14 protein-coding genes and 1 pseudogene are annotated in these 18,629 nt (G+C 58.2%); 10 read left to right on the top strand and 5 right to left on the bottom strand.

Annotation, left to right across the window (positions count from 1 at the left end; translation table 11 throughout):
• The 3 genes and pseudogenes from AB5Y85_RS08005 to asd all read left to right on the top strand — a co-directional run.
• A pseudogene (locus AB5Y85_RS08005) lies at window positions 1-373 on the top strand (cryptochrome/photolyase family protein); the annotation flags it as partial.
• A 179-nt stretch (window positions 374-552) separates the two neighbouring features.
• On the top strand, window positions 553-1,848 hold the full coding sequence (locus tag AB5Y85_RS08000; RefSeq protein ID WP_257687000.1) for a D-amino acid dehydrogenase: 1,296 nt from the start codon (window positions 553-555) through the stop codon (window positions 1,846-1,848).
• A gap of 361 nt (window positions 1,849-2,209) precedes the next feature.
• Window positions 2,210-3,322: an aspartate-semialdehyde dehydrogenase gene (gene asd, locus AB5Y85_RS07995; RefSeq protein WP_005345266.1), complete on the top strand. Its 1,113-nt coding sequence runs from the start codon at window positions 2,210-2,212 to the stop codon at window positions 3,320-3,322.
• 101 nt (window positions 3,323-3,423) lie between these two features.
• Here asd and fdhD read toward each other — a convergent pair whose 3' ends face one another.
• From fdhD to AB5Y85_RS07970, 5 genes are all read right to left on the bottom strand, one after another.
• A complete protein-coding gene (gene fdhD, locus AB5Y85_RS07990) occupies window positions 3,424-4,257 on the bottom strand; it encodes a formate dehydrogenase accessory sulfurtransferase FdhD (protein WP_257686994.1) in 834 nt (277 codons plus the stop codon).
• On the bottom strand, window positions 4,254-6,386 hold the full coding sequence (locus tag AB5Y85_RS07985; protein WP_257686995.1) for a sigma 54-interacting transcriptional regulator: 2,133 nt from the start codon (window positions 6,384-6,386) through the stop codon (window positions 4,254-4,256). The genes fdhD and AB5Y85_RS07985 overlap by 4 nt, the downstream gene beginning before the upstream one ends.
• Window positions 6,387-6,802: 416 nt before the next feature.
• Window positions 6,803-7,045 (bottom strand): hypothetical protein, encoded by a 243-nt coding sequence (locus tag AB5Y85_RS07980; protein ID WP_234918721.1) that lies wholly within the window; start codon window positions 7,043-7,045, stop codon window positions 6,803-6,805.
• 253 nt (window positions 7,046-7,298) lie between these two features.
• On the bottom strand, window positions 7,299-9,443 hold the full coding sequence (fdhF, locus tag AB5Y85_RS07975; protein ID WP_257686996.1) for a formate dehydrogenase subunit alpha: 2,145 nt from the start codon (window positions 9,441-9,443) through the stop codon (window positions 7,299-7,301).
• 46 nt (window positions 9,444-9,489) lie between these two features.
• Window positions 9,490-10,089: a 4Fe-4S dicluster domain-containing protein gene (locus tag AB5Y85_RS07970; protein ID WP_047435276.1), complete on the bottom strand. Its 600-nt coding sequence runs from the start codon at window positions 10,087-10,089 to the stop codon at window positions 9,490-9,492.
• A 15-nt stretch (window positions 10,090-10,104) separates the two neighbouring features.
• On the opposite strand from AB5Y85_RS07970, the gene AB5Y85_RS07965 reads away from it, so the two are divergent.
• The 7 genes from AB5Y85_RS07965 to AB5Y85_RS07935 form a co-directional block, all read left to right on the top strand.
• Window positions 10,105-10,359, top strand: a complete 255-nt coding sequence (locus tag AB5Y85_RS07965; protein WP_257686997.1) for a hypothetical protein — start codon at window positions 10,105-10,107, stop codon at window positions 10,357-10,359.
• 411 nt (window positions 10,360-10,770) lie between these two features.
• Entirely contained in the window at window positions 10,771-11,634 is an 864-nt protein-coding gene (locus AB5Y85_RS07960; RefSeq protein ID WP_368221313.1) for a bacteriophage abortive infection AbiH family protein, read from the top strand.
• Between the two features lie 121 nt (window positions 11,635-11,755).
• Window positions 11,756-12,178 (top strand): GNAT family N-acetyltransferase, encoded by a 423-nt coding sequence (locus tag AB5Y85_RS07955; protein ID WP_257687911.1) that lies wholly within the window; start codon window positions 11,756-11,758, stop codon window positions 12,176-12,178.
• Window positions 12,179-12,709: 531 nt separating this feature from the next.
• Window positions 12,710-14,578 (top strand): low affinity potassium transporter Kup, encoded by a 1,869-nt coding sequence (gene kup / locus AB5Y85_RS07950; protein WP_088869065.1) that lies wholly within the window; start codon window positions 12,710-12,712, stop codon window positions 14,576-14,578.
• 607 nt (window positions 14,579-15,185) lie between these two features.
• Window positions 15,186-15,851: a 4Fe-4S dicluster domain-containing protein gene (locus AB5Y85_RS07945; RefSeq protein ID WP_257687910.1), complete on the top strand. Its 666-nt coding sequence runs from the start codon at window positions 15,186-15,188 to the stop codon at window positions 15,849-15,851.
• Window positions 15,851-17,722: a hydrogenase 4 subunit B gene (gene hyfB, locus AB5Y85_RS07940; RefSeq protein WP_257687909.1), complete on the top strand. Its 1,872-nt coding sequence runs from the start codon at window positions 15,851-15,853 to the stop codon at window positions 17,720-17,722. The genes AB5Y85_RS07945 and hyfB overlap by 1 nt, the downstream gene beginning before the upstream one ends.
• 1 nt (window position 17,723) lies before the next feature.
• Window positions 17,724-18,629, top strand: a 906-nt coding sequence (locus tag AB5Y85_RS07935; RefSeq protein ID WP_368221312.1) for a respiratory chain complex I subunit 1 family protein, incomplete at its 3' end; no start/stop codon positions are given.

Raw genomic sequence — 18,629 nt, 5'->3', positions numbered from 1 at the left:
GGTGGATCAGTGGTATCTCGGCATCTATGTGGATGCCATCGAGTGGGTGGAGCTGCCCAACACCCGCGGCATGAGTCAGTTTGCCGACGGCGGCCTGATGGGCAGCAAGCCCTACGCCAGCAGCGGCGCCTATCTCGAGCGGATGGGCCACTACTGCAAGGGGTGCCACTATCAGGTCAAAGCCCGCCAGGGCGACGGAAGTTGCCCCTTCAACAGCCTCTACTGGCACTTTCTCTGGCGCAATCGGGACAAACTGGGCGGCAATCCCCGCCTCGCCCTCCCCTATGCCAACTGGGATGGCCAAGCCGCCGAACAGCAGCAGACCATTTTGGCCACGGCGGAACAGTACCTGATCAAGCTGGAGCAGTTGTAAGCGGGCCATGTCCCTCACAACATCACAGCACTTTACGCTGGCAATCAGGCTCACCATCGCACCAAACACCAGCCTGTGACTGGCAGGCAGACGGAGATCCCAATCCTGCGCAGAGCGGTTGAATATCCTGTGGCGGCTGATTATGGTGGTGGCCACATCAAGGTTTCCATCAACCAAACATCAGAAAAACGAGTCTAAGGAAAGACGATATGGAGATAGTGGTTCTCGGTGGCGGCGTAATTGGGGTAACCAGCGCCTGGTATCTGGCCAAAGCGGGTCACAAAGTAACCCTGCTGGAGCGACAAGGTGGCGTCGCCCTTGAAACCAGCCATGCCAACGCCGGGCAGATATCCCCGGGTTATGCGGCCCCTTGGGCAGCTCCCGGCATTCCCCTCAAGGCCGCCAAGTGGATGCTGCAAAAGCATGCTCCTTTCACCGTGCGCCCCACCGCCGACCCCTTCCAGCTGCGCTGGATGCTCAGAATGCTCGCCAACTGCACTCCGACCGCCTATGCCACCAACAAGGGACGCATGGTGCGTCTGGCCGAATACAGCCGCGACTGCATGAAGCTGCTGCGCGACGAGCTGAACATCGATTACGAAGGGCGCCAGCTCGGCACCCTGCAGCTGTTTCGCAGCCAATCCCAGCTCGATGCCAGCCAGCGCGATATCGAGGTGCTGGAGGAGTATGGCGTCCCTTACCAGTCGCTGGATGCCAGCGGCTGCGAAGCGGCAGAGCCTGCGCTGGCGCGGGTGCGCGGCAAAATCGTTGGCGGCTTGCGTCTGCCCGGCGACGAGACCGGCGACTGCTTCCGCTTCACCAAGGCCCTTGCCCTTGAAGCCGAGAAGCTCGGGGTCAAGTTCGTCTTCAACTGCGACATCGACGAGATTGAGCAAGCCCGCGGCCGCGCCGTGGCGGTGCGGGCGGGCGAGCAGCGCTATCGCGCCGATGCCATCGTCTGTGCGCTCGGCAGCTATGCCACCGGTTTTTTGCGGCCGCTGCTGCGCCCGCTCGGGCTGGAGCTGCCTGTCTATCCGGTCAAGGGCTATTCCCTCACCCTGCCGATGATCAACGCCGAGGCCGCACCGCGCAGTACCGTGCTCGACGAAACCTACAAGGTGGCCATCACCCGTTTCGACGAGCGGATCCGGGTCGGCGGCATGGCGGAGCTGTCGGGCTACAATCTTGCCCTCAACCCCAGACGTCACGACACCCTGGCAATGGTGGTGGGGGATCTCTTCCCCGAAGGGGGCGATATCAGCAAGGCCGAGTTCTGGACCGGCCTGCGCCCCATGACGCCGGACGGTACCCCGCTGGTGGGGCCCAGCCCCATTCCCGGCCTCTGGCTCAATACCGGCCACGGCACATTGGGCTGGACCATGGCGGCCGGCTCGGGTCAGCTTCTATGCGATCTTATCAGCGGCAGCGAGCCCGCCATCAGCGATGAGGGGCTCACTCTGGCTCGTTACGGCTAAGCGCCTAAGCTGTCGGGCTGTTTCACTCGCCAACTACGCCCTCAGATAACAGCAGAGGACCTCCTCAACCGCTTTATTGACAGGCCACCGCCATAAACGGTGGCCTTTTCGTCTGATGTTGACCTTCTCCCTCCCCGTCTGCCTGGGCAGTGCTCTGGCTGCCGGTTAATGCAGCAAACGGCACAGAATATTGCGCAATTCGACTTGCGCAAGCCGCCACAATCCGTAATGTGGATAGACGCATTTTTCGCAGCGCATATTTTTTAAATGGCCTGTAAACCGCTTGTAAACAGGCGTCGCCAGACAAGGGGTTACGGGTGTCACCGCGAGTTTCTTTAGCAGCAATCCAGGGTAGGACATTATGAAAAAAGTAGGTTTGGTCGGTTGGCGTGGCATGGTGGGATCGGTTCTGATGAGCCGGATGCAGGAAGAGCAGGATTTCGCCCATATTCAACCCACATTCTTCACCACCTCCCAGGCCGGTGAGGCCGCTCCCAACTTCGGCGTCGATGCCGGTACTCTGCAGGACGCCTTCGATATCGAGGCGCTGGCCAAGCAGGATATCATCATCACCGCGCAAGGCGGCGACTACACCAAGGATGTCTATCCGCGCCTGAAAGCCGCTGGCTGGCAGGGTTACTGGATTGACGCAGCCTCCTCCCTGCGGATGGAGAAAGACGCCGTCATCATTCTCGATCCGGTCAACGGCGACGTCATCGAGCAGGCCCTGAACGATGGCATCAAGACCTTCGTCGGCGGCAACTGCACCGTCAGCCTGATGCTGCTGGCCCTCGGTGGCCTGTTCAAGGCCGATCTGGTGGAGTGGGTGAGCGTGGCCACCTATCAGGCGGCCTCCGGTGGCGGTGCCCGCCATATGCGCGAGCTGGTCACCCAGATGGGGATGCTGCGTGACGAAGTGGCGGTCGAGCTGGCGGATCCCGCCTCCGCCATTCTCGACATCGAGCGCAAGATCACCGAGAAGACCCGCTCCGGCACCCTGCCGGTAGACAACTTCGGCGTACCGCTGGCCGGTGGCCTTATCCCCTGGATCGACACCAAGCTCGACAACGGCCAGAGCCGTGAAGAGTGGAAGGGTCAGGCCGAGACCAACAAGATTTTGGGTATCGAGAACGCCGTCATTCCGGTGGATGGTCTGTGCGTGCGGATCGGTGCCCTGCGCTGCCACAGCCAGGCCTTTACCATCAAGCTGAAAAAGGATGTGCCGCTGGCGGAGATTGAAGCCCTGCTGGCTGCCCACAACGACTGGGTGAAAGTGATCCCCAACGATCGCGACATCACCGCCCGCGAGCTGACTCCGGCTGCCGTCACCGGCACCCTCAGCATTCCGGTGGGCCGTCTGCGCAAGCTCAATATGGGCCCGGAGTATCTGGCTGCATTTACCGTGGGTGACCAGCTGCTGTGGGGCGCCGCCGAGCCGCTGCGCCGCATGCTGCGTATCCTGCTGGCGCGTTAATCCGCCACAGACGCAGATACAAAAAGGGCGGGGAGTCACACTCCCCGCCCTTTTTTATTGCCTGTTTTCATGACCCGTTTAGCGAGTTCACAGCCTTGCCATTACTTGAGCAGGATACGCTGGCAACCGCTGTAGATCTCGGCCCGCCCGGGGCGGCAAAAACCAACTAACGTCAGCCCGGTCTGCTCGGCCCGCTCGACCGCAAGCTCGGTGGCAGCGGAGATGGCGAGCAGGATCTCCACTCCGGCACTGGCGCACTTTTGCACCATCTCGAAGCTGGCGCGGCTGGTCACCAGAATGGCACCGTCACGGCGCCCCGTGCGGCACAGATGGCCCACCAGCTTGTCCAGCGCAATATGGCGCCCCACATCCTCGCGAATGGCGAGAATATTGCCCTCCCCGTCCAGATGCACCGCCGCATGAGTGGCGCCGGTGCGCTGGCCCAGCAGCTGGAGCGGGCGCAGCGCGGTCAATACCTTGTCGATATGGCCCACCGCCAGACGCTGACTGTCGGGCAAGCTTGGCTGGGTGCGGATCACCTGCTCCAGACTCTCGCTGCCGCAGATGCCGCAACCGGTACGGCCCGCCAGGGTGCGCCGCTTCTCTTTAAGGCGATGAATGCAGCGATTGGCCAGAGTGATATGCAGCTCAATCCCCTGACAGCCGTCAATCTGCTCGATGTCGTGGATATCGAGCAGGCTGTCGATGATCCCCTCGGATAGCGAGAAGCCGATGGCAAAATCCTCCAGATCGGAGGCCGAGCACATCATCACGCTGTGGGCGATGCCGTTGTAGACCAGCGCCACCGGCGTCTCGGAGGGGAGCGCCATTTCGCTGTCGCAGGTCAAGGTATCGGCGCGGTAGTGCACCACCTCGCGGTGGATAGCGCAGCGGGCCAGTTCGTTCTGCGCCTCCAGCTCAAGTAGCTCTCTCATGGTACGACCCCGTCAATGATCTCGGGATCTCTGGCCGAAATGCCGAGCCGCTTCATTTTCGAGAGCAAGGTGGTGCGCTTCATGCCAAGGCGGTTGGCTGCCCCCCGCTCGCCGGCCACGATGCCGTTGCAGTCGCGCAGGGCGGCGATGATCGCCTCGCGCTCATCAATCGGCCCCTCCTCGGCAAAGAGCGGCGTGGCGGGCTCGTCATAGACCAGGGTCTCAATCTTGTGGTAGCCCTTGAGCGGCATCAGCTCATCGGGCGAGAGGTTGAGCACATGGCCGCGGGTCATCACCACGGCGCGTTCGATAACGTTCTCCAGCTCGCGGATATTGCCGTACCAGGGGAGTGACACCAGCATTTTCATGGCATCGGCGGGGATCGAGGTGATGGTGCGGCGCATCCGCTTGGCGATCTTCTTGATAAAGAAATTGACCAAGAGCGGAATATCCTCGCGCCGCTCCCGCAGGGGGGGCAGCTCGATGGGAAAGACGTTGAGGCGATAGTAGAGATCGCTTCGAAAGCGCTTGTTCTTGACCATGGAGAGCAGATCGCAGTTGGTGGCGGCCACCAGCCGCACATCCACTGCGATGGGGTTGCTGTTGCCCACCCGCTCCAGCTCGTGCTCCTGCAATACCCGCAACAGTTTGGGCTGCAAGTCCAGCGGCATATCCCCCACCTCGTCGAGGAACAGGGTGCCCTTGTGGGCCCGCTCGAAGCGGCCGATACGCTGGGTCAGGGCACCGGTAAAGGCCCCCTTCTCGTGGCCAAAGAGATCGCTCTCGATAAGGCCGGTGGGGATGGCGGCGCAGTTCACCTTCACCATCTCGTGATCGTGGCGGATACTCAGGGCGTGAATGGCCTGGGCGATCAGCTCCTTGCCGGTGCCGGTCTCGCCGAGGATCAGCACGGTACTGTCGCTCTCGGCCACCAGCCGCACCTTCTCCAGCACACTCTCCATCACCGCGCTCTGGTAGATGATGTGGGGGAACTCTCCCTGCATCTGCGGTTCGTTGATGCGAATGGTCTTCTCTTTGGCGCCGTTGGTGTTGGAGATCTCCTGCTGGGCCTGCACGTTGTTCATGGCAATGGCCGTGCGCGCCGCCACCTGCTCCAGCAAGGAGATATCGATATCGGCAAAGAAGTCGCCGTTGGGATGCGAGAGGATCAGCACCCCCAGCAGGTTGCCCCGATAGCGCAGCGGCAAAATGCAGGAGCTGTCGGCCTCTGGCGGCAGGATCTGGGAGGTAAAGCGGCAGCGATTGCTGCAGCCGTGGCCGTGTTCGCGATAGACGAAAAACGGCTCGCAATGGCCAAGGGCCCCCTGCAGGCACTTCTTTTCGAAACAGGAGTGGTCGATGATGCCCGGCTGCTCGCTCTGGTGCTGATTGACAAGATAGCTCTTGAAGCTGTCGGAGGTGGCGTTGTACTCCGCCAGACACAAGCTGCTGATGCCAAAGTGGTGATGCAGGATGGCAAACAGGCTCTTGGGCAGCTCGGCGATGCGCACCAGTTTGATCACTGCATTGGTCACATCCACCAGAATTTTGCAGCTGTCGCGCTCAAGGCGCAGGGAGTTGGCCTGCTCCAGAGTGCGCTCCTTGTCGAGCACGTTCTCCAGCGCAATGGCGATAATGGCCGCCAGCTGGGTCAGCTTGGCCAGGGTCTCCATGGTGAAGCTGTCGAGCTGGGTGTTGATAAACTCGACCCCGCCCAGATGGCTGCGGGCGGTGGTGATGGGGAGCTGGCAGTAGGAGCGCAGCCCCCCGTAGACCCCTTCGCGATCCAGTGCCGGGCAGCGATTCTCAAAGCGGGCGGCAGCGAGAATGATGGCCTGTTCCGGGGTCTCTTTGGTAGGACGGGGGGAGAGGTGCAGCTCTGCCTTGCGGCAGACAAGATGCTTTGGGCCGGAATGTCCCATGAAGTAGAAGATGGCCTCCTCGTCCGCACCCATGTTGAGGATCAGGTTGACCCGGGTCACGCCGCCGAAGCTGGCATCTATCTTGTTGAGTTTGTGGATAAAATCATCGAGCGTCACGGCCGACAGGAGAGATTTGGAGAGCAGGAGGAAACCGTCGTCCCAGATGGGAGAGATCTCGTCCAGGGGGATGGCACTCACATTTAGCATTGCGGCCTCACGTTATATCGATTTAGTCACCAGTCAGGCTGTCCATGCCATCGCATCACGACAAGCACCCGTCACCAAAATAAATAGCCGCAGCCCGTAAAAGCGGCTGCCAATAAGAAAAGCGGTGACGAAAATTGTCGCATGTTGCAATTCCAGAGTTGTTATTAACGAACGACAACAAAAAGTAACATCGTTATCGGGGGATATATTGGAATGGCGACTCATCATAGATGAGCTCAAATTTCATTACAATCCGATTTAATATATCTGATGGCCATATTTAACCGGTTATTTCATCAGTTCTTGATCTCAATTAAGGCGCCCGAAAAGTGGGCCGCCGTCAACTGTCAGATCTGCCTCTCCTCTTCGCTGGCTGCGGGTTTCGAGATGGCGTTTGCTGCCCATTCATCGGCAATTTATGAGGTGATGATCCGGCTGTGGCAGCACTTCAGGCCACCGAAGATAAAGAGGGCCGACAGGCTCTGGAAGGCCATCAGCAGCCAGCTGGCGTTGTCGGCAAGCTCGGCGGTGACGCTCTGGTGAGTGAGGTAGATCAGCAGGGTGATCACCCCCAGCAGCAGGCAGTTGATCAAGGTGGTGGAGATAAACCCGATCAGCCAAGCACTGGAAATACTCAAGGCAGAAAATACGCTGCTCATGGCGAGCCTTGCTGCCATAAAACAGCCGAAAAAACCGAAGCCCAGCAGAAATATCATCTCGTCGCGCCAAATATAGCAACCTATTCCCAGCAATATCGCCGCCAGATAGGTGCCAATATAGAAAAGTCCGAATAAGCGACCAATTTCATGTTGCATCATTTATCCCCTGTTTTTGGGTAATAAAAGGGAACCCGACTCGATAAATCCGAGTCGGGTTCCCTTATTTGTGCAGAACGTCCTTTTTTAGGGCGGGTCAGCCTTTGGCTGCGCTGCGCAATTTCGCCTTGAGCGCGCTGTATTCAATCTGGACGTACACTTCCGCCTCAGGCTGATTGTCGATGCGCTCGATCTTCACCGCGCAATACTTGTACTCCGGCGTGTGGGAGACGGGATCGACGTGCTCGATGGTGAGCTCGTTGCAGGCCCCGATCCACCACTGGTAGGTCATGTAGACCACCCCGGCGTTGACCCGGTCGTTGTAGTTGGCCCGGGTGATCACCTTGCCACGGCGTGACGAGATCCAGACCAGCGCCTGATCCTTCACCCCGAGCTTTTTGGCATCGCTCGGGTGGATCTGCACATAACCGGGCTCATCGGCCAGGGTCTGCAGCGCCGAGCAGTTGCCGGTCATGGAGCGGCAGGAGTAGTGCCCCACCTCGCGCACGGTGGAGAGCACCAGCGGGTACTCGGCACAGGGCTGCTCCAGCGGCGGCCGCCACTCGGAGGCAATCAGCTGACCCTTGCCGCTCGGGGTAGTGAACACATTCCCCTCGAACAGAGTGCTGGTGCCCGGGTGATCATCGGTCGGACAGGGCCACTGCACGCTCTTGAGATCGGCCATCTTGTCGTAGCTGACCCCGGCATAGAGCGGGCAGAGCGCACGCATCTCGTCCCAGATCTCTTCGGTGTTGTGGTACTCCATGGGATACCCCATGGCGGTCGCCATCAACGAGAAGATGGCCCAGTCCGGTTTCACGTTCTCGGGGGGCGTCACCGCCTTGTAGAAGCGCTGGAAACCGCGATCCGCCGAGCTGTAGACCCCTTCGTGCTCGCCCCAACTGGTGGCGGGCAGAATGACATCGGCCATCTCGGCAGTCTGGGTCATGAAGATATCCTGCACGATCACCAGCTCCATCCCCGCCAGAGTGCGGCGGAACTGACCGAGATCTGCCTCGGTCTGGGCCGGATCTTCACCGAAGATGTAGAAGGCCTTGCACTTGCCCTCCTCCACCTTGTGGCCAAGCTCGGTCAGGCGATAGCCGGGCTTTTGGGAGAGTGACTCCACGCCCCACGCCTTGGCGAACTTGGCGCTGATCTCGGGATCGGCCACCGACTGATAGCCCGGGAACTGGTGTGGCAGCATCCCCATGTCACAGGTGCCCTGCACGTTGTTCTGCCCACGCACCGGCCCACAACCGGTACCGCGGCGACCGAAGTTGCCGGTCAGCAGCGCCAGACCCGCGAGCCCCTTGACCACGTCCACCGCCTGACCGTACTGGGTCACCCCCATGCCCCACAGGATCATGGAAGCAGGCGACTCGGCGTAGGTGCGAATGGCGGCGCGGATATCGGCGGCTTTGAGGCCAGTGATCCCCTCCACATATTCCGGGGTGTACTTGGCCACCGTCGCCTTGAAGGTCTCGAACCCTTCGGTGTAGTTGGCGACAAAGGTCTTGTTGTAGAGCCCTTCATTGATCAACACGTTGGCGAAGGCGTTAACCAGCGCCATGTTGGAACCGTTTTTGAGCGGCAGCCACTGATCGGCGATGCGGGCGGTCTCCACCATACGGGGATCACACACAATCACCTTGGCCCCGTTTGCCTTCGCCTTGAGGATATGGCGGGCGACGATGGGGTGAGAGTCAGCAGCGTTGTAACCAAACACCAGCAGGCACTTGGTCTCTTGAATTTCGGGAATGGCGTTGCTCATGGCGCCGTTACCTACAGTTGTCTCCAGACCGGAGACTGAGGGTGCGTGTCACACCCTCGCGCAGTGGTCGACGTTGTTCGTCCCAATCACCGCGCGGGCAAATTTCTGCATCACATAGTTGGCTTCATTGCCGGGGCCACGGGCAGAGCCGGTGGTCATAATGGCGTCCGGGCCATATTTCGCCTTGATGGCAGAGAGACGGCTGCTGGCGAACTCGATCGCTTCATCCCAGGAGACTGCCTCGAACTTGCCACCGCGCTCGCGGCGGATCATCGGGCTCTTGAGACGGGGGGTCAGCAGGTTGGTGTCGTTCAGGAAATCCCAACCGTAATAGCCCTTGAGGCAGAGCTGCCCCTCGTTGGTCCGGCCGTTGGCGCCTTCGGCCCCCACCACCTTGTCGTTTTCAACCAGCAGGTTGATTTTGCAACCGGTGCCGCAATAGGGGCACACGGTAATGACTTTTTTCATGACTCACACTCTTGTTTGTTAACGAAAAACGGCTCGGCAAGCCCGCTCACACCCGCGCCGGCATCGCCAGCAGTGCCTCGGCACTGGCCAGCTGCTTCTGCCGGTTCAGGTTTTCAAGATGCTCCGGCGTGACCAGCCGCAGCGCCTGGGTCGGACACACCTCGACACAGGCCGGGCCCGCCTCGCGGTGACGGCAGAGATCGCACTTGAGCGCCTGCGCCTTGGTCTGCGGACGCTTGAAGAGCGAATCGGCAGCGGGGGCCACCTCTTTGAGCACCACCGCCATGGCGCCGTAAGGACAGGCCACCACGCAGGACTTGCAGCCGATGCAGCGCTCCTGCAACACCTTGACGCAGCCATCCTCGCTGACGATGGCATTGTTCGGGCAGGCCATGGCGCACGGCTTGTCTTCACACTGGCGGCAGAGCACCGGCGTGGTCACCTTGCTGCCGACGATCACCTTCAGGCGCGGCTGAAAGTAGCTGTCCCTGGAGACCAGATGTCCATCCTCGATGGCAAGATGCAGGCCGCCCTCCCGCTCAAGGGTCCCACTGCAAGACCCTGACTGGTGTGAAACGGCGCAGGCCACCTCACAGGTACGACACCCAATACAGAGACTGGGATCTGCAATCACGAAGCTGTTCATAGAGAGGGATCCTAAATGGTTCGTTACACCGGGCCGCCCGCCGACAGGCAAAGAGGCGGCCAGCCCCCACAAAGCATTTATCAGACCAAAACGGGCCAAGGGTGCGATAAAAATTTACAAGCAACTGAAAATAAAGGATTAATAAGAAAGCGTAGTGTGCTGTTTATCACCGCTGACGAGGGTGACGACGGGCTGGGAAGTGTGATCGACACGACAAAAGTGACGAGCTCGACACCGGCTGGCCAGCCCCTGCCCCAGCCGTATAACTGAGCCGTGCGAAGGCGTTTGCAGCCAGGATCGGCCGCCCAAAACCGGACAAGCGGAGCAACGACATCCGAGGGGAAAAGTCATAGCAAGGGCCAAAAATGGGCTGTACAGCACGCCAAAGCCGCTTGGGGCGATGGCAAGTTGTTTGGTTTTGCTATCGCGCTGGCAGGTCAGCATCAAGCAAAACCGAACAAAAATAGGCCGCTTATTGACTGATTTGTTGAGCCAGAGCCGGTTTTAGGCCCCTGCCCCTTCAGTTTTCTATCCCTCCGGTTAATATGTGCCAGTTGGCAACCAGATCCACAAAGATCGTTTTCGTACAGATTAATTTATTAAAAATGAGCAGTCCTAGGGAATTATTAATAATCAAAAATATATTTCTTAAAAGCCAAGTTAAACTGGAATACTTTCAATATGAAGACACTGTATATAATTGGTAATGGATTTGACTTATGGCATGATCTACCTACAAGCTATAACGATTTTTATGGGTTTGCAAAAGACTTCCTCGATGAAATAGAAGAATACTACTCATTTGATTTACGTGAGCACCAGCCTTGGCATGATTTTGAAAATGCGCTTGGTAAATTTGACGCAGATAACTTCTTTTCGATTCATAATGAGGTCAATGTTAATTCAGAAGATTTTAGACCAAGAGATATTTATGGTTTAGAGGATGAACTTACTGAACAAACCAAAAATCACGTTTCTACTATCGAAGAAACATTTATTGACTGGGTTGATAGTATTGATGTGACTAATGCTGTTCAACAAATGACTTTCAATACTAATTCAGCATTTATTACCTTTAATTACACATCAACACTTCAATCCATCTACAATATTGAAGATGAACGTGTTTTCCATATTCATGGAAGTGTAAGTCGACACAGTGAACTGATTTTTGGCCATGGAGAGAATATTACAGAACCATCAGAGTTTGATGAGGATGGAGAATATAGTGGTCATATATTTTCAGAAGCAGAAAGTATTGCCAGATCTCCTCTATACGCCCTACGAAAACCTGTTGAAGCTGTGCTAGATAAAAATGAGGGGTATTTTTCAAGCCTCAATGATATTAATGAGGTGGTGATTATCGGCCATTCATTAAACAATATTGATTTGCCATACTTTCATCGTATCAAGAATCAGGTTGGAGATGTAATGTGGAAAGTTTATTGCTACCAAGCGTCAGATAAAGAAAAATATATACAAAGCCTCCTTAAGTGTGGTGTTAGCCGGGATAAAATTGAAATCATCACATATGATGAACTCTGATATTCCAGTTCCGTAGGGTGCAATAAGCGCAGCGCATTGCACCTCTTGCTTCTTTCAATATTTGGTGCAATTCACTTCGTTCATTGCACCCTACGATTACATTTTAATGGAGTAAGATTTGATGAATATAAAAATCCATAATGAACATAAAGATGACATCTTCAATCTACTTGTTGATAACCTTAGACAATTTAACTTTGATAAAATGGGTGAGGAACGCTCCCAACCTTTAATTGTTGCCATTCATGATGATAATGACGAAGTTGTCGGTGGCATTGCCGGACGTACTATTTATCATCAACTGTTGATCGAAGTACTTTGGGTACACAATGACAAGAGAGGACAGGGGCTTGGCATTCAATTAATAGAGATTGCTGAACGCGAGGCAAAAAAACGGGGATGTATTGCTGCTCAAGTCGACACCCTCTCATTTCAAGCACCCAAATTTTATGAAAAAATGGGATTTGAAATAGTCGGTAAAGTGAGCGGCGTTAAAAATAGTCCTGACCGCTATTTTTTATTGAAGCACTATCATGGAGAGTAGTAATAACCGTAGGGTGCAATAAGCGCAGCGCATTGCACCTCTTGCTTCTTTCAATATTTGGTGCAATTCACTTCGTTCATTGCCCCCTACCTTTCCCCTCTGGCACATAACGACTCCATCGCGGCCCAACTGCATCCCCTTTGCCATCCTGCCAGCAATTAATTAGCGATTACTTTATCGTCTATTTATTCTCCGTTTTAGAAAAGATTGTAGCCAAACTACTTCGCTAGATAAAACAAACAGTTGCCTACGTTATTGCGGTCTATTTCAATCGCCGGATAATTAATCCTCTTACTCAAATTGAACTTTTGATTATTTATAACTGAGCATAGTCCCGCAGAGTGTGTGTCATTATAAGCTTAATGACCGATGAACAGACTGTGTTCCATGACAAGCAGATCACTATTCCGTTAGCGCCCTTTCCCATCGCAATCCATTAATTCTCTCCCGATTAAATATCACGACTCTCTTGGTAGGTCGGGCAGCTGTGCGTTGGCAAACGTGTAAACATCAAACTGACAAGATGAACTCATGAACTGTGATAAACAACAAGCCACTCCCGGCGTTATGCTGGCGGCGATTGGCGTAGTCTATGGCGATATCGGCACCAGCCCGCTCTATACCTTGCGCGAGTGCCTGTCAGGTCAATTCGGGTTCGGCGTCGAGCCAGCCTCCATTCTCGGCTTTCTCTCGCTGATCTTCTGGCTGCTGATCCTGGTGGTGTCGGTCAAGTACCTCTCCTTTGTGATGCGGGCCGACAACGCCGGTGAGGGTGGCATTCTCACCCTGATGTCGCTGGCGACCCGCAACGCCTCCACCCGCTGGACGCCGCTGCTGATCATCCTCGGCCTGATTGGCGGCAGCTTCTTCTATGGCGAGGTGGTGATCACTCCGGCGATGTCGGTGATGTCGGCCATCGAGGGTCTGAGCATTCTCACCCCCGCCCTCGATCCCTATATCGTCACCCTCTCGGTGCTGGTGCTGACCCTGCTGTTTGCCATCCAGAAACATGGCACCGCCATGGTGGGCAAGCTGTTTGCCCCCATCATGCTGATCTGGTTTATGACGCTGGCAGTGCTGGGGCTGCGCGGCATCATCCACAACCCCGAGGTGCTGGGTGCGCTTAACCCCATCTGGGCGGTGCGCTTCTTTATCCAGTACCAGACCACCTCCTTCTTTGCCCTCGGCGCCGTGGTGCTGGCCATCACAGGGGTGGAGGCGCTCTACGCGGATATGGGCCACTTTGGCAAAAATCCCATTCGCCTCGCCTGGTTTATCGTGGTGCTGCCCTCGCTGGTGCTCAACTACTTCGGTCAGGGGGCGCTGCTGCTGAGCAACCCCGCCGCCATTGCCAACCCCTTCTTCCTGCTCGCCCCGAAATGGGCGCTGGTGCCGCTGCTGCTCTTGGCAACCATGGCGACGGTGATCGCCTCGCAGGCGGTGATCTCCGGGGTCTTTTCGCTGACCCGGCAGGCGGTGCGGCTCGGTTATCTCTCCCCTATTCGCATCGTTCACACCTCCGAGCAGGAGTCCGGCCAGATCTATATTCCGGTCATCAACTGGATGCTCTATATCTCGGTGGTGATCGTCATCATGAGCTTCGAGCACTCCAGCAATCTGGCGGCGGCCTACGGCATCGCGGTGACCGGCACCATGGTGCTCACCTCCATCCTCTCCTGCTCGGTGGCCAAGAACAGCTGGCACTGGAACAAGTATCTGGTGGCCATCCTGTTTGCCGCGCTGCTCTGTATCGACGTGCCGCTCTTTGCCGCCAATCTTGCCAAGATCTTCTCCGGCGGCTGGCTGCCGCTCACCCTGGGCGCGGTGATGTTCACCGTGATGACCAGCTGGAAGAGCGAGCGTTTCCAGCTTATTCGCCGCCTGAACGAGCACGGCAACTCCCTTGAGCCGATGATCGCCTCGCTGGAGAAATCCCCGCCGACCCGGGTGGCCGGCACTGCGGTCTATATGTCGCGGGTGGTCAATGTGATCCCCCATGCGCTTCTGCACAACCTCAAGCACAACAAGGTGCTGCACGAGCGGATCATCCTGCTCACCCTGCGGGTGGAGGATGTGCCCTACGTCCACAATGTGCGCCGGGTCTGCATCGAGCAGCTCTCCCCCACCTTCTGGCGGGTGGTGGCAAGCTACGGCTGGCGCGAGACCCCGAACGTGGAGGAGATCTTCCACCGCTGCAACGCCGAGGGGCTCAGCTGCCGGATGATGGAGACCTCGTTCTTTATGGCCCACGAGTCGCTCATCATGAAAGACCGCCCCTGGTATCTCTATCTGCGCGGCAAGCTCTTTATGCTGCTGCAGCGCAACGCCCTGCGGGCCCCGGATCAGTTCGAGATCCCGCCCAACCGGGTCATCGAGCTGGGATCCCAGGTGGATATCTGATGGCGGGTTGATGGCCTCTTAAAGGCATAGAAAACCTCAGCAAATAGAGAGGGAGGCATTGGCCTCCTTCTTCATTTTCGTTAACCCTAATTACCGCCCCCTCATCCCCGGCCCTTCTCCCGCAAGGGGAGAAGGGAGCAAACCACCACGACCATATGTTGCCAACGGTGCAATTCACTTCGTTCATTGCACCCTACTCCCGGCATGCTGCCGATATGTTTGCGTTCTCGTGCGTCCGATTACGCTTCGCTAATCGAACCTACGGTTTCAAAACAGGCGGCCTCTATCCGAACAGACAGAGCACCGTAGGGTGCAACAAGCGCAGCGTCGTGCACCGCGAACATATTTGATAGCGGTGCAATTCACTTCGTTCTTTGCACCCTACTCATACTGCGTTTTCCAAGGTGACGAACCCTCTTGGGAGCTTCGTCACAAGTGACGAACGTCACAGTTCGACAGCCACATCAGCGCGTTCATCAAACCACACGAATATTTTTATTTATTTAAAAACAGCCGCTTAAAACCAATTTCGCTGCAAAAACCATTCTGGCCCGTATCTTGCCAACCAGCCCCTACTTTCTCCGTTCGCGACACGACAAGGTAGGCTATGAACCGCTTCGTTATCGCTGACCCCAAGCTTTGTATCGGCTGTGGCACCTGTATGGCGGCCTGCAGCGAGGTACACAAGGCGCAAGGTTTGCAGCAAGCCCCCCGTTTAACCGTTATGCGACACGAGCAGGCGACCATGCCGGTTCAGTGCCGTCACTGTGACGATGCCCCCTGCATCAAGGTGTGCCCGGTCGAGGCAATTCGCCAAACCGGCGATTGCGTGCAACTCAACGAGTCGCTCTGCATCGGCTGCAATCTCTGCGCTGTGGCCTGCCCCTTTGGCGCTATCCAGAGCGGCGGCAGCCGTCCGGTGGCCGTGGCCACCAGTTACGACACCTATATCCCCTGCTCCATCCGCTCCAGCAACCCCTCCACCTCCGCCGGCCTGCGCTGCTTTGGCGAGGATCTGCTGAGCTGGGAGCCGGGGGTGCGCAGCATCGCCGTCAAGTGCGACCTGTGCGAGTTTCGCGCCGACGGCCCGGCCTGTGTCGGTGCCTGCCCCTCCCAGGCACTGAAGCTGGTCAATGACAGCGACACCGAACGCGCCGGCCGTATCCGTCGTCAGCAAGCGGCCGACACCAACCCGCAAGGGGCCTCTGCCTTCTCGGCGCCCGCCACGGCGCTCCCTGCATCCGATTTATCTACCACAGAGGGAGCGTACTGATGTTGTCCCCCCTTGTAATGGCTACGCTCCTGCTCTTTTTGCTGGGCGCTGCCGCCGGTTTGCTCCTGCAAAAGCTGCCCGCACTGGCCAACCGTCTCAATAGTGGCTTTGCCCTGTTGGGATCGCTCGCGGGTCTGGTCGCCGCCATCCAGATCTTTGCCCAAGGCACCCCCGTCGACGGCCAGCTCTGGCTGCTGGGCTCGGTGCACCTTGACATGCTGGCCGCGCTGATGCTGCTGGTGATTAGCACCGTCGGCGTCGCCGTCGCCCTCTACTCCTTTGCCTATATCCGCGAATATCAGGGCAAGGGGGATGTGGCCATCGGCGCGCTGATGAACCTCTTCCTCTTTGCCATGGCGGGCATGGTGCTGGCCGACAACGCGCTCGGTTTCTTGCTCTGCTACGAGCTGGTGACCCTCACCACCTACTGGCTGGTCAAGACCAACCCGGAGGCCGCCAAACAGAGCCGCCTCTACTTGGTGATGAACCATATCGGCATGGCGCTGGTGCTGATCGCCTTCTGGCTGCTCTGCCGCGAAAGCGGCTCGCTGGAGTTCGCCGCGCTGCGCGAGCACCATCTGGCGGGCGGTTTGGCCTCGCTGGTGTTCCTGCTCAGCTTCTGCGGCTTTGGTCTGCGCGCCGGTTTCGTGCCTCTGCACGGCTGGCTGCCGGTGGCCGAGCCCGTCGCGCCGTCCCATATCTCGGCGCTGATGTCCGGCGTGATGGTGAAGCTGGGTCTCTTTGGCATCTTGCGGGTCAGCATCGATTTTCTCGGCGCCAGCCAGCTCTGGTGGGGCTATATGGTGCTGATCTTCGGTGCCTGCTCGGCGGTGCTCGGGGTGCTGTTTGCGCTGGCCGAGCATGACCTCAAGCGGCTGCTCGCCTACCACACGGTGGAGAACATCGGCATCATCCTGATGGGGATGGGCATCGGCATGATCGGTATCACCAACCAGCAATCGGCACTGGTGGTGCTGGGGCTGCTCGGTGCGCTTTATCACCTGCTCAACCATGCCATCTTCAAGAGCCTGCTCTTTATGGGCACCGGCTCTGTGATGTTCCGCCTGCACACCCGCGACATGGACAAGATGGGGGGGCTGGCCAAGCTGATGCCCTGGACCGCGCTGGCGTTCCTCATCGGTGCCATGGCCATCTCGGCGCTGCCGCCGCTCAACGGCTTTGTCAGCGAGTGGTTTATCTATCAGTCGCTGCTCTCCATGACCAAACTCGGCACCTCTGTCGTCGCGCCGCTCGCGGTAGTGATGCTGGCGGTGACCGGCGCCATGGCGGTGATGTGTTTCGTCAAGGTGTACGGCATCTGCTTCTGCGGCGCCCCTCGCAGCGAGAAGGCGAGCCACGCCCGCGAAGTGCCGGGCGCCATGGTGGCAGGCACCCTGCTGCTGGCCGCCGTCTGTCTGGTACTGGGTCTGGGCGCCCCCTGGATTGCCCCCCATATCGCCAGCTATGGTCAGGCACTCGTTGCCAGCCAGATGAGTGTCGCCACTGGCGCTACCCTGCTGCCACTCGACAGCTCACAAGCGATCCTCTCCCCGCCCGTTATCGCCATCACCTTGCTGGGGCTGTTCCTCATTCCGCTGCTGGTACTGGCCATCTTCAAAGGGCCCAAGCTGGGTCGTCGTCACGCTGGCACCCCGTGGGCCTGTGGTTACGCCTATGAGGAGCGCATGAGCCTCACCTCTGGCGGTGTTACCCACACCTTGCGCCAACTCAGCGCGCCGCTCTATCGCAAGCAGCCGCAGCTCGATCTGGCCAGCGCCCTGCACGGGGTGAGCGATACCAGCGGAATGACCGGCTGGTTGCTGCACGGTGCGGTGCTGGCGCTCTTTATCCTGATGGCTGTAGGAGTCTGATATGCCTGTTCTTGAAATGCCGAGCTGGGGCATGGTTGCCCTCGCCCTGACCCAGGCCATCGCCATGCTGGCGCTGGCGCCGCTCGCCACCGGTTTCAACCGGGTGCTGCGGGCCAAGATGCACTCCCGTCAGGGGCCGGGCCTGCTGCAGGATTACCGGGATATCGCCAAGCTCCTGCGCCGTCAGGAGGTGACCCCGGAGCCTGCCGGCATCATCTTCAACCTGATGCCTGCGCTGCTCATTGCCGCCCTCTTGCTGGTAGGGATGGCGCTGCCGACCCTGACTCACGAGTCCCCCTTCCCCATCGCCGGGGATCTCATCACCGATATCTATCTGTTCGCCATCTTCCGCTTCTTCTTTTCGCTGGCAGGGCTCGACAGCGGCAGCATGTTTGCAGGTATTGGTGCCCGCCGCGAGCTGACCCTCGGCATTCTGGTAGAGCCCATTCTGGTGCTCGCCTGCTTCATCATGGCGATGATGGTGGGCAGCTCGGATCTGGGCAATATCAGCAGTTATGTGGCGACCCAGCCACTGACCGCGCCCATCGCCACCCTGCTGGCGGGCGCCGCCTGCGCCTTCGCGGTGTTTGTCGAGATGGGCAAGCTGCCCTTTGACTGCGCCGAAGCCGAGCAGGAGTTGCAGGAGGGGCCGCTCACCGAGTACTCCGGTGCGGGGCTGGCCCTGCTCAAGCTCTCCATCGGCCTCAAGCAACTGGTAGTGGTGCAGCTCTTTCTGGTGATTTTCCTCCCCTTCGGCAAGGCGGCCAACTGGAGTCTGCCTGCGCTCATCGGCGCGGCACTGATCCTCGCCTGCAAGCTGCTGGTGGCCTTTTTGCTGGCCGGCATCATCGAAAACACCATGGCCCGCACCCAGTTCGTGCGCACCCACAAGCTCACCCGCTACGGC

This window comes from Aeromonas sp. R3-1, from assembly GCF_040908345.1.
GTDB classification, from domain to species: domain Bacteria; phylum Pseudomonadota; class Gammaproteobacteria; order Enterobacterales; family Aeromonadaceae; genus Aeromonas; species Aeromonas veronii.
Note: the sequence above shows the minus strand (reverse complement) of the source record. Positions and strands in the feature narration are given on the sequence as shown.